At 48.1% G+C, this 12310-nt stretch carries 6 protein-coding genes and 1 pseudogene; all 7 read right to left on the reverse strand.

The window, feature by feature from the left end:
• Nucleotides 1-197: 197 nt before the first annotated feature.
• A complete protein-coding gene (gene brxL / locus BOO20_RS04820; protein ID WP_076791011.1) occupies nucleotides 198-2276 on the reverse strand; it encodes a BREX system Lon protease-like protein BrxL in 2079 nt (692 codons plus the stop codon).
• A 15-nt stretch (nucleotides 2277-2291) separates the two neighbouring features.
• Nucleotides 2292-4826 (reverse strand): BREX-1 system phosphatase PglZ type A, encoded by a 2535-nt coding sequence (pglZ, locus tag BOO20_RS04825; RefSeq protein WP_076791013.1) that lies wholly within the window; start codon nucleotides 4824-4826, stop codon nucleotides 2292-2294.
• A 170-nt stretch (nucleotides 4827-4996) separates the two neighbouring features.
• Nucleotides 4997-6100 (reverse strand): Fic family protein, encoded by a 1104-nt coding sequence (locus BOO20_RS04830; RefSeq protein ID WP_076791015.1) that lies wholly within the window; start codon nucleotides 6098-6100, stop codon nucleotides 4997-4999.
• Nucleotides 6101-6753: 653 nt separating this feature from the next.
• Nucleotides 6754-7110 carry a four helix bundle protein gene (locus tag BOO20_RS04835; RefSeq protein WP_076791112.1) on the reverse strand — a complete coding sequence of 119 codons (357 nt, stop codon included), beginning with the start codon at nucleotides 7108-7110 and terminating at the stop codon, nucleotides 6754-6756.
• A 25-nt stretch (nucleotides 7111-7135) separates the two neighbouring features.
• Nucleotides 7136-9367, reverse strand: a pseudogene (gene pglX, locus BOO20_RS12710) (BREX-1 system adenine-specific DNA-methyltransferase PglX); the annotation flags it as partial.
• A complete protein-coding gene (locus tag BOO20_RS04845) occupies nucleotides 9316-9672 on the reverse strand; it encodes a four helix bundle protein (RefSeq protein WP_076791017.1) in 357 nt (118 codons plus the stop codon). The gene BOO20_RS04845 and the pseudogene pglX, both read right to left, overlap by 52 nt.
• A 960-nt stretch (nucleotides 9673-10632) precedes the next feature.
• Entirely contained in the window at nucleotides 10633-12303 is a 1671-nt protein-coding gene (locus BOO20_RS04860) for an ATP-binding protein (RefSeq protein ID WP_076791023.1), read from the reverse strand.
• Between the last annotated feature and the right edge of the window lie 7 nt (nucleotides 12304-12310).

The raw sequence follows: 12310 nt of genomic DNA on the forward strand, positions 1-12310 counted from the left end.
GAACCTCATCCTCTTTTTGAAACCACTTTCGTTTTGAGGAAATTGGCCAACCAGTTTTTGTAAGTCAATTTTCATGTTACACGATCAGTGTTACAGAAAAAACAATTCTGGAAAGTCGCGGGATGTTGGTCTCGCTTATAGTTGACTCTTGGCATCAGAATCTGAAGCAAGAAATGGTCGACAACAGTTTTACCTGTTCAACAGGCTTTAAAAACACTTTTGTCTACTTTAATAAATGTCACCTCAAAAGCTTTACAAGGTCGGAATTGCTGGAGGCGGTTATTGAAGGTGAATGTGTCGTTCATTTCATAGTGCTGAAAAATATCCAGTCCTCGGTCGAGCAGGATTTTCCATCCATTGTCGGTCTCGATATGCCGGGCATGAATGGTACCGGTACCATCAAACTCCCAGGTAAAAGTAATACCTGCAGCGATGCCTGACTCCTGTATCTTCTCGAAATATTCTTGCTGTTGATCTCCCTTGAATTCGTCTGCCGTGGTGATTAGATGAACGGAAACCTCCACCTCCATCGGCTTGTGTTTGACAACCGTCTCAATAAACTCCATGAGATTTCGAATCTGATAAAAGATACGGATGTATGGGTCAGTTAGAACGATCCGGCTGGCACCGCTCAGGCAGGAACCAAAAAGCGAGTCATAAGAGACGCCACGCTGGTTCTCCTGAAAAGTTCGATGCTGTTCTTTGTTAACAGTTGAAGTAATAGATCCAACACCGGGTTCTGACTCCTCCGGAAAATCCAACTCTCTGCTTTCTACTTGAGACGGTTTCTCATCGCCCTCACCAATCGTTTTATTGTAGAAATGAGGATATGCCTCCTCTTCGAGCGTTTTAACCGTTCTTGATTGACCAGATGCATCGGTATATGCAAATTGAACCTTCGGGTATGTCGAATCAATCCGCATCAACTGATCTTTCACCCTTTTCCGTCCTTCGATGGAAAATTTAAGCAGCTCTTCGATCTCATCTTTTGAAGCTCCTCCTTGAGGGAAAAGGATCTTCATGAGGCCGGAAAAAGTTTTGTTTACACCATCCCGGTCACGGGTTGATATATCGGGAGAAAGTGAAAAGTGTTCCTGATATCGGTCTGAGTAGTCATGGTTGCGCATCGAGCGGAGAATTTCGGCAAGATAATCGACGACAAATCCATAACCGCTGGAGAACATCTCACCGCGAATGATATCTATTTCCCAGCCCGGAGCATAGAAATGGATACGGTCGAGAAAAGCTGAGTCATAAAACTTTTCAGGCAGCTCATCAAACAGATCCGAGTGTTTGAGCATGAAGGGCACGGTATGCTGCGTGTTACCGACAAAGACCATGGATGCCTCTGCTCCGAGGGTTTCAACACCCCGGGAGAAAGACTTGTTGGCCATGTAGTTTTTCATGATGTCAACCAGCGCCTTGTCCACGCGCTTCTGTTTTCCGGCAAACTCGTCAAAAGCAACCACATCCCAATAACCAAGCAGGCCAATTTTGCCTGAAGAGTTGTTCACAAAAAGCTTGGGCACCGTCACTTCACCGCCTGAGATAAGCATACCATGTGGAGAAAATTCAGAATAGATATGCGACTTCCCTGTTCCCTTCGGACCAAGCTCAATAAGGTTGTAATTGCGCTCGCAATAGGGAATCAGCCTCACAAGCTGCATCAGTTTGCTGCGTTTTCCGAACATCTCAGGATTAAATCCTATACTCTGGATCAGCAGGTCAATCCACTCGTCTGTAGAGAATTGCTTTCGGGCTTCAACATAACCGTCAAAATCGAAGTGGGACAACTGAATCGGTTTCAATGACGAAAGGATCCACGGCACAGCATTTTTCTCTTCCTTGAATTCATATTCGATATCAGCAATGCACCAGACTCCGCCGACCAGTAGTTTTGGATGGGTCTTGATCGTACCGGAATCAACCAGAACCTTCTTGATTCCGAGATTTGAAAACTCTGCCTCGTAGGCATCGCTCTTGTCATTCAGTGCAACACTGATTTTGTCGATGACCTTGTATCGCCCCTTCTCCTTGATATTGGATCGAACCAACCCGGCTTCATTGCGATGCACATAATGTTTACGTAAAATCTCCTTGACGGTCTCAATGCCTGTTTGAATAGTAGCATCATCACTTGTCGCGCAGTATTGCCCAAGCAGATATTCAAGCACGTATGTTGGAACAATGGCGTTACCTTTGACAGTCTTGACAAGATCCTTGCGGACAACAAGTCCGGAAAAATGAGTGTTTATCTTCTGGTCAAGAGTATTCATAGTCCGTCCCGATGTTTAAAAATCAAAATCACTGGTAAATGAACGACGCATAAGGTAGCGGATGGACTTGTATTCGCTGTAGTGGGAGGTTCCAGGATATTTTTCATCAAGTCTCAAAATAACATCCTGACCATTCACCTCGTCAGCCTTGCTGATCAACAGAAAACGAACCTGACGCTCACGATCACGAGCATTGTCAGAGGTAACGTCAAAAACAAGAGAGTGTGAATCGGAAATAAGATCCCCTGCCAGCGAATAAATACCGGCAACAAGGGACCTTGCCTGAACTTTTTCGGTAACCGGCTGCGACTGGTAGAGCACAACTGCGAGCTGCCCGGACGTAATCACTGAACTGGTACCACGAATAATATCAACGTCAACTGCCGAGAGGTCACTCTGCCGCTTTTTGTTGATCCTGATGAGTGGAATTACAACTTCCTGTAATGAAGCACCACCATGCACATAACGGCTTCCAGAACCTTTCAGACGCAAACGGTTGATTGATTTGGGAATCTGTACCTCCACATCACCCGCCAGACCAAGCTGGGATGCATTAAACTTCCTGAGTCCCGGCACCTCTTTCAGACCCTTACCAAGTACAAAACGCCGATCACGGAAAAAAATCAGATCACCTTCAACATCCTCTCCCGAAAAATCGCTCCCGTCAAGTGCACGGTTCTGGTAGATAAATCCATGATCAGAGGTCACCAGCAAATTATTGGCATTGGCCCCGGTCAGCTTTTTGATCAGCTTGACAAGATCTTTCAGGCACTCTTCAACCGCCTCAAACACTCGCTCTTCCGATTCCCGCTTATCACCCGTTATGTCAATGCGATTATGGTAAATATAAATTACATCGTGATCCCTGAGTAATGCACGACACTCATCACCCTTGAGCGCCATCACCTCTTCAGCCTTTACGGTAGCACCCTTCCATGAAGCCGTCCGGTTGAGAATCCTGGAGCGATTAGCTGTGCCTTGAGAACTAATATTATCCGCTAACACCGTTCCTGTATCGTTATCGGCAAACGCCAAAACTTTATTTGGGAGGAGCGCAGCCATACCAAGCTGCGTATAGCTCGGCAGCATTGACAGCACCGGCTCCAGATTTGCATCATAACGGTCTTCCTTACGAATAAGCGTGAGCAATTCGTCACCGATTTCATAGCGTAACGCATCGGAAATAATGACACAGACCTTATTCTTCTTTGAGAGAAATGGCTGTACAAACCGCTCGAAAACACTTTTCTGTAACGGCACAGGAGGAGCCTCCCATGTATCAGCTTTGTCCACGAAAGCCTGCCACTGGTCGTTCAACTTCAGCAGAAAGTTGTTGGAGTAGAGATTTTCTACTTTTTCGCTCAATTCAGCCATCAGCGAGACCTGACCGGAGATGCTGACATGGTAAATGAATTTGCGGTAGAACTGGTCAAGCCGAAACCAGAACCGACTATACTGCTGCACGCCGTCAGCCATGGAACTCATATCCAGTTTGGCTTCTTCGATTGCATGCATGAAAAGCGCCGCATACTCCACCGCCTCATAGAAGTGCCGGAACTCATTGAACCAGTGGCCTTGTCGGCGAAGACGAATCCATTGTGTGACCTCATGGCTGAACACCGTACGAGCTGCAAGAGCCCGAACCAGATCACTGATGACTTTCCTGTCAATCAACCGGAAATAATCAAGTTCTACAAGCTGACGGAAATCAAGTCCATGCATTTTCTCTTCAATACGAAGAATCCCCGCACACTCATCAGAGAGTGCTTCAAAGCACCGTTCAAATTGACGACTGTCTTTCCAGCGCTTCAAAAACACCAACGCATCCCCGGATAGTGCACCCTTTCCATCGCTACCAACGACAAAGCTGCTCTTGAAAAGTTCGATAACGAAATCCTTCAGACCGGGTTCCGTTGATTCGTAGCCGTAGCTCCGTTTTACAAGCTCCCAAAAATAGCCATCCAACCTGCATCGTTCAATCAGCCGATACCTGTCACCATCCAGCAATTCCAGACCTAACTGCTTTTCATCCGAAGCGCTCCCTGCCAACTCTTCCAGTAGATGTTCCAGAACCATATCAAGCTGAGGTGCGGAACCGGCACAAACTGCAAGCATTTTCAACCGGATCATTCCTGGCGTATCGTCCGACTTGAGCAATTTTTTAAGGCTCTCAATCCTCTTTGCAGACCTGTAGAATTCAGCATGATCCTTCACCACATCCTGAAAATCACTGTCAAGCTCCAGCTCTGAAAGCCATATACTCGACTGATCTGCACGAAACTCCCCGTAAGCAAGCTCTACATCGAGAAGCCAGTTATCGAGCCTGGCCGGTTGAGGCCCTTCTCGATAGAGCAGGAACTTCTGTTCCGGCTCATCGCGCAGAATGCGATACTTCACACCAAACTCGTTGTTGACAAGCTCAATCTTTTCAACACCCTCAAGCTGCAATGAGTCGAATTCTTCACGCAGCTCCCGCTTCGTATCATTCCAGAATACAATACGGTGACGCTCAAAGAGCCGGTTCAGCGCCTGGGCAATGCGTTCACTCATTACAAGAAGCTTTCATGAGAAAGATTGAATGCAAAAATTCTTAAACATACTTTGCCGTACAAGTCTGTTTTTGTGTATTACAGAAACGATACAAGAAAGTTAGTGTATGATAACTTTCATTTAACGATACACAAAAAACTTTATGAATAACAGACGATACACAACACTTCTTATAAAAGACGCTTCCCTTCGGCGATGTTAATCAACGCCGGAAAACAGAGAACTGCAGCACGCCGTCCCCTCCCTTCTTTAAGATCGGATAAAATTCCGGCTGTTTTCAATTGCCGAAGAAGTCCCATTGCTGTGGGCTTGTGAATGCCTGTCTCGCTTATAAAGTCTGTGGTTTTGAAAATCGGACGATTGAAAATTGCGTCGATGATCTGAATGCTGTACTGGGAATGCGTCAGTTCCTGTATGCGAACCTTTATATCCGCATAGAGCCCCATAATCTCCCTGACTTTCCGGCTATTCTCTTTTGCCTGCATAACAATGGCCTGCAAAAAAAATGCGATCCAGCCGTTCCAGTCGCCACGGAGAGAGATTGCGTGCAGTGCATGATAATACTCTTCCCGATGAGACTCCAGGTAAGAACTCAGATAGAACATCGGCAGCGAAAGTTTCCTTTTTTGATAAAGAAACAAAGGAATCAGAATTCTGCCGATTCGTCCATTGCCATCTTTAAACGGATGTAACAGCTCGAACTGTGCATGCACTACGGCTGCCTGCAAGAGCAGGTCAATGTCGTCTACTGCAAGATAAGCCTGCCATGCATTCAGATAATCCACAAGATGGAGCGGATCTGGTGGCACAAAAGAGGCTTGTTCGATGGAACAACCAGCTTGACCAATCCAGTTCTGATCTTTTCGAAACTCTCCAGGAGTTTTGTCCTGACCGCGAACACTGTTCAACAGTACCTTGTGCAACTCCCTGACAAAAGCCAGGGTTATCGGCCTCTCTTCAAGATAGTTGTGCGCTGAACGCAAGGCTTCACGGTAATTGATTATTTCCTGAATATCCTTGTATTTTTCGCCCTCTTTCAACAAACCAGCTTCCTGCTCCAGTACCTCATCAACCGTCGCCTGTGTTCCTTCGATCCGTGAAGAAAGTACCGCTTCTTCGTTGGTCAATGGAGAAAGCATAATGGCTGGATTGACAATACCTTGCAACAAACCATCATACCGGGCAAGCTCGGCATTTGCCTCACCAACCAGAGCAAAAAGGCGTTTATAATCCAGCCCCGAGAGAGGCAAGCTATCCGGCTCATAAGGTTTCATAGTTCACTCCTCCTTAGCATCAAGGCCGGAAATCTTCCTGAGAGCCGGGCCAAATTTCTGGTAGTTCACTTTTACGCCGTCGTCAAGGTCGATCTCGAGCTGCTGGGTAGCAAGCGGGTAGAGCACGTCGCGTTCATAGCTCTCAAGCTCTTCGATCATTTTCCCGAGGCTTTCGATCTCTTTCAGCGCCTTGGTCTTTTCTCCCGGTGACGCGCTGGAACTGATGCTGACCGCTTCGAGATGGCTTTTGCGGGAGAGCAGCTTGGTGCGAAACTCTCGCAGATAGCCGTTGAGCACCACGCTTACCGTATCCGGGCGGTAGCGGTGCATGTAGATGAGTGCGTTGAAACTGCCTTTCGGACTGCTGAAGAGCCAGTAAATCGGGCGCTTCTTGTAGCGCTTAACATGGTCTGTGTAGAACTCGCCGAGGAAGTAGTCGCGAATCGTGTAGTTGCGCTTGCCCTTGATGTTCAGCGCCTTTTCGACGAACTTAAGGTTGGCCTCGTAGTGCTCGTCGCCAAAGGCCACGCGCAGGAACCTACGGAACCGCTCGGCGATATCGTCGGTGAACCAGTCGCCGTCGAGCATCGGGATGACGTTATCTTCGTCGGGGACGAAGGATAAGTGGGAAGTGGGAAGTGGAGAGTGGGAAGTTAAGACAGTTTCGCTGTCAGGGCGTAGATCATGCGTTTGATTTCCTCGGACAGATTCAGGATTTGCTCCGCTTTCTCCTGCGGGAGGTAGCCCAGGCGTTGAGCGATCATCAGTTGGGTTTCCACTTCTGCTCGGGAACCCTGTGCTATCGACAGAAAATTTTTGAACTCCGCCGTTGATTGCCTCGCCTGACCCTCCGCTATGTTTGAGGGAATCGACACTGCCGCCCTGCGAATCTGACTCGTCAGACCGTACAGTTCCTCCTTGGGAAAGTTTTTGGTCACTTGATAAATCAGCTCCACCAAATCCATCGCCTTCTGCCAGACAATCAACTCGCGATAATTTTTCACGCTCATTGGTTCGGTACTCCTCTATTTTCCTGCAGTAATCCTCAATGCCCTCTCCATGATTCGCTAAGACAAGACCTGGCATATCAAGAGAGTATCGCCCAAACATACACCCCACCGCATAACTGACCAGTTCTTTCATGGTGTCCTGGAGCAGTCGAGACTCCATCTCTTCCCACTTCTTACTTCCCACTTCACACTCTTCCACGCCGTAGCGGTAGTGCGGGTTACAGGTCAGGGTGATTTCGCCCAGCGGCACTTCGGGCGTCAGCTCATCCTGCAAGCCATATGCGTCGATGAAGATGCGGTTATTCTCCTCCTCCAGCCGCTGCATCTCCAGCGTCATCTCCTGCCAGTGGGCGCGGAGTTTCGCGAATGCTTCGCTGAGTTTAGTGGCCAGTGGATAGTGACCAGTGGTTAGTTGTAACCTGGAGCTTTTTTCTTCACTGACCACTGGCCACTGACCACTAACCACTTGCAGTAACGGCAGGCTGGTGAAGTCCAAAGAGGTTTCGTATGAATCCCAATCCCCTTTACAAATGTGAATAGCGGAGTTGCAAAGACTGTCTGTTTTTTCAAATGAGAAATTATCTGGTATTGGTACTCCGCGCACATCTTTAACCTGCAAACTAATAGTCGGATTCAGAATCCGTAAAAGGCTATTAACTGGCTTGGAGTTCAAAAGTGCAAGTACGTTACAAAGTTTTGATTCATCTTTGAAAAACAAGGTTGAGCCTTGCACATCAAACGTCCCACCTTCAGGCAAATAGCGAAAACCAACATCTTTAGTGGTAATAAAACTCCAAGATATTCCCTTTTTATACCAAAGATATTCAGGAATTAGCCTCGCGATCTTGTCTTTTCTAAAATGTCGGCGAGCCTCATCCGACCAATCGATAAGTAATTCCTCATTTCCATACCATTTTCTCCAAGGACCGCCCTTGGCATAAGGGATCCACGCTGAATTCAAAAACCTATTTCTATCCAACTCCCAGTGGAATCGGAGGAACTTCAGGTTATCTCCTGTTTTATTTTGACCATCCGAAATAGTTATGTTCTCTACCAGTTCTTTTACGCTCCATGAGTCCGCAAACTTACTGCTTACCCAGTAAGCAATTGGAATGCTAGGTATCTTCTTGAAGTCTGCAGAAGTGATGCGATAAAGCCATCCGTGGGATTCGCGCTTGCGATTTCTCTCGTTTCGTGGTGGAAAATTTTTGGGAATCTTATCATTTCCGAGATCATTATATTCGACGTAGCAATAAGCACCCACACTTGTGTTACGTCTCCCAATCCTCCAGATAGTTGCTGAAGTACCAAAAGCAATCCCCATAACCATATTGGCCATATGTGCCATGGACTCGATGGAGGTCTGGGCCAAAAGTTTCGCTCTTAATAACTCAAATGATGAAAGAAACATCCAACTCTGCATCGTCACCATTGCGCTATAACCATGTTTGGGTACTAATTCGAGTCCTCGCTCTATAAACATCGCAAACAGATCGGATTTGCTGTTCGGGTAATTGTCCTTTACCCACGTAGCCAATCTTCCATTCATCCCTTTGCCACCCATATACGGCGGATTGGCAATCACCACATGGTATTTGGGACTCAGGTAATCAGCCTGCCGCAGGGCTTGCAGCACCTTCTGATGGGTCATGCTGTCGAAGAGAGATTGGGAAGTGGAAAGTGTGGAGTGGATAGTTTTTTGAAAAGACTCAATATCCTCAAGCGGCAGATGCGGACGGAGTAATGAACCAAAATTGTCAGCCTCTTCAAACAGATTCAGATCGTGATAGAGGGCTTTTTGCTTTTCACTACCCACTACCCACTTCTCACTACCCACTTCTTTCAGCTCGCCCTCGTCGAAGCGGACATTCTCCAGCACGCAGATGTTCGGTTTGACGCCCTTGTTGAAGAATCGGCGCTGCTTTGAGCGGGCCTTCATGGTCAGTGCAAAGGCCGCAAGTTCTCCGGCGCGTTCGTCGATCTCGATGCCGTAGAGGTTGTTCGTGAGGATCTTCTCCGGAATCTCGGCGGGCTCGTAGCCTTCTTCCTCGTAAATGGCATAGAGCAGGTCAAAGGCATAGGTCAGCATATGGCCGGAGCCGCAGGCCGGATCGCAGATTTTTATGTCCTCGGGCTTTTCTATGCGTAAGAAGTCTTCTTGGCGTGTGGCAGCGGAGTGGGAAGTGGGAAGTGGAGAGTGGGAAGTTATTTCAGCTTCGCTGTTAATGAATAGATCATCCGCTTGATTTCCTCGGATAGATTGAGAATCTGATCGGTTTGCTGTTGCGGAAGATACCCCAGCCGCTGAGCTATCATGATTTGCGTTTCCACTTCGGCTCTCGATCCTTGCGCTATGGATAGAAAGTTTTTGAACTCCGCTGTCGATTGACGTGCTTGCCCCTCCGCTATGTTCGACGGAATCGACACTGCCGCTCTGCGAACCTGGTTGGTCAGACCGTAAAGCTCCTCCTTGGGAAACGCCTTGGTTGCCTGATACACCCACTCGACCATATCCATCGCCTTCTGCCAGACTATTAGTTCCCGATAATTTTGCACGGCCATATTGATTCTCCTTGCTTTCCACTTCCCACTTTTCACTTCCAACTGAAGTATCTGGTCGAATGTAATACTCCATCCGATCAATCAACCGCGAGTTGGGTCGATTCAACATCCACAAACGGCCGAGGGAGTTTTCCACCAGGTAGCGCACAATCCAGTGTGGCGTGAAAAGCTGGGTGGCAGCAGGGATATTCTCGGGTGTTATCTTTTTGTTTTTCTTCAGCCCGTCGAACACCTTATCCTTCTTCTCAGAGATGTAGAACTGGTAGAGCCAGCCGATTACCTCTACATCCCCGCAAACATCCGGGGTCATTGTTTCACGGGTGTAAGCAAGAATTGAGTTGCCGGAGAGAAGATCATCGGGCATCAGAAGTTCGGTGAAATCAGCAATGCGCTCGAAAAGGTAGGGCATCGCCCTGTGGAAATCGTTACAGGCTGCAACCACAAGCAGGCGATAGGCCTCAGACTGCGGATCGCGACTGGGTAAAGAACCGGCAAGCAAAGCAAAAATCTGTTGGCGGATCTTTTCAGACACCATCTCTTCATCAATATGGCCCATCTTGGCCTCAGCGAGGATTTCAGGCTGGAACTGACCTTCTGCAGGCGAAACAACACCAATCCGTGTGTAGCGGTTCACATCCATGAAGCGCAAGGCGCAAAAGCGATTGAACCAGGTGTAGGCTATTCGCTCAATTACCTGTTCCCGGTTATGCTCCTGAAGCTGCTTTTCGAGCTCGGCTATCGCCTTCGGTTGTTCACGCCGGGCGGCACTTCCATCGGCCATCACCAGATTGAGTTTGGCAGAGACCTGCTCAATCAAGCTGCGACGGGCAAACTGTGCGAATTTTTTGAGTTTTGCTGTTTCCATCAAAATCTATCCCAATCCTTGCTATGTTGTAGATTCAATTGGCCATATACGCCTGACGCATAAACAGGCGCATATATTTGCGCCTGACGCAAAAATTAACGCTTGCGCTCATAGAACGCCCCCTTTCTTTGCCCTATTTGTTCGATTTCACCCCGTTGCTTAAGTCTTAGCAACAGCTTATACGCTTGATCCGGGCTAAGACGACACAGCTCGACTACTTCGGCCCTTTTTATACTGCCGTGCTTGCCAATATAATTGAGCACCATCTGCTCCTGCTGGATAGAATCGAACCCTGCCTGACGGATATATTCTGCGCGCTGTCCTGCTTTCTGGTACATCCGTGCACTCAGGATGTATGATCTACCACGACCGGTTCCATGTGGCTCCAGAAAACCGGTTTCGACCAGCTTTTCCAGTGTAGCACGCACATTGGCTTCCGGCTTTTGCACGGATGGAGCAAGATCAGTCGTTGTCAAACGACGTTCTTCTCGAAGGCGGGACAGGATGATCAATGAATCGATCGGCATGGTTCCAAGCTTATCCTCCTGCTCCACCACCATCTTGAGGAAATCGAGATCGGCGGAAGCATTTGAAAGAAAAAGAGTGACGGTATAGGCGTTGGAGAGCGAATAATCGGGTGCCGGGCGACCATAGCGTAACATACCTTCGTAAATGCGGTCAATGCCTCGACCAGTCCGTTCAGCCAGACCAATCCGCTTGATAATGTCGGCCAATAACGGATTACGCGAGCGCGGAGGCGCCACGAGCAGATTATTGAGATTCACACCCTCAATAAATCCGCCAGGGCTGCTGATGTTCAAACCATCATCATCGAGTTTGATGTGAACCGCCCCAAGTGTACTGAAATCGCGGTGAACCAACGCATTCACAAAGGCTTCACGGAAGGCCCTGCGATCATAGTTCGGAACTGGTACACGAAACAATCCTACCTGAATTTCCTCTTCAACAATCCACGGCTTGAACTGCAATTCAACCTCCTCAAAGGTCTCAAGCAGGGGCTTTCGGTAAAACTCGTTGACACGAACATCGGTGCCTCGCAGTACCTGAAATGCAACTTCATAAGCAGGCAAGTATTGGCGCAGTAGAGTTTCACTTCCCAAAATAAGCAAGCCTGCAACAGTGGGGCGCTTTCGCCCTTGATGGTCCATGACCAGCCCCAAGGCACCATCCAGCTCTTCGTCCGCCAGCGAAAACAGGGATTGTTCGCCCCCGTATTTTTTGATGGCATTTCGAAGACGAAGGCGTTGAAGTGGATCAAATTGGTCAACCGTAATCTGTTCCATCAACATGGCAGAGGGATCGACCAACCCCAGAGAAGACTGGCGTTGTATAAACTCATGAGGATAGAAAGGAACTGCCTCCGGTGTGCCGTCGAGCTTGAGACGACGACGGACCAGAAGGCCGTCAGAGGTTGAGACCAGTTGCCTCGACTTCGGCACAATGATTCGAGCGATTGATTTGCCTTGCAACTCGAACCGATCCACTCTGATGGAGAGAGCAGGATTTGTCTTGTTTGCAACCAGAGAAGGAATTCCCGAAACATTAAGATGGTTCGCATGTAAACCAGTGATCCGGCCATCGTCCTCAACGCCGAGCAGCAGTTCACCTCCTTCGGTATTGGCCAGAGAAACCACTGCCGCCAATAAATCACGATCAGGCAGACTTTTCAGATCGCTCTTGAATTCCACCGTCAGGGTTTCTCCCTGGCTGATCAGCTTACTGAGTTGTTGAACTGTCTCGCTCATTGGCAAT

Origin of the sequence: Chlorobium sp. KB01 (assembly GCF_001975465.1) — a bacterium.
In the GTDB taxonomy this organism is placed as follows: domain Bacteria; phylum Bacteroidota; class Chlorobiia; order Chlorobiales; family Chlorobiaceae; genus Chlorobium.

Excerpts from the sequence above, each read along its gene's own strand:
- BOO20_RS04860 (WP_076791023.1), bottom strand. The coding sequence starts at position 12,303 with ATGAGCGAGACAGTTCAACAACTCAGTAAGCTGATCAGCCAGGGAGAA.
- BOO20_RS04830 (WP_076791015.1), bottom strand. The coding sequence starts at position 6,100 with ATGAAACCTTATGAGCCGGATAGCTTGCCTCTCTCGGGGCTGGATTAT.
- brxL (WP_076791011.1), bottom strand. The coding sequence starts at position 2,276 with ATGAATACTCTTGACCAGAAGATAAACACTCATTTTTCCGGACTTGTT.
- BOO20_RS04845 (WP_076791017.1), bottom strand. The coding sequence starts at position 9,672 with ATGGCCGTGCAAAATTATCGGGAACTAATAGTCTGGCAGAAGGCGATG.
- BOO20_RS04835 (WP_076791112.1), bottom strand. The coding sequence starts at position 7,110 with ATGAGCGTGAAAAATTATCGCGAGTTGATTGTCTGGCAGAAGGCGATG.
- pglZ (WP_076791013.1), bottom strand. The coding sequence starts at position 4,826 with ATGAGTGAACGCATTGCCCAGGCGCTGAACCGGCTCTTTGAGCGTCAC.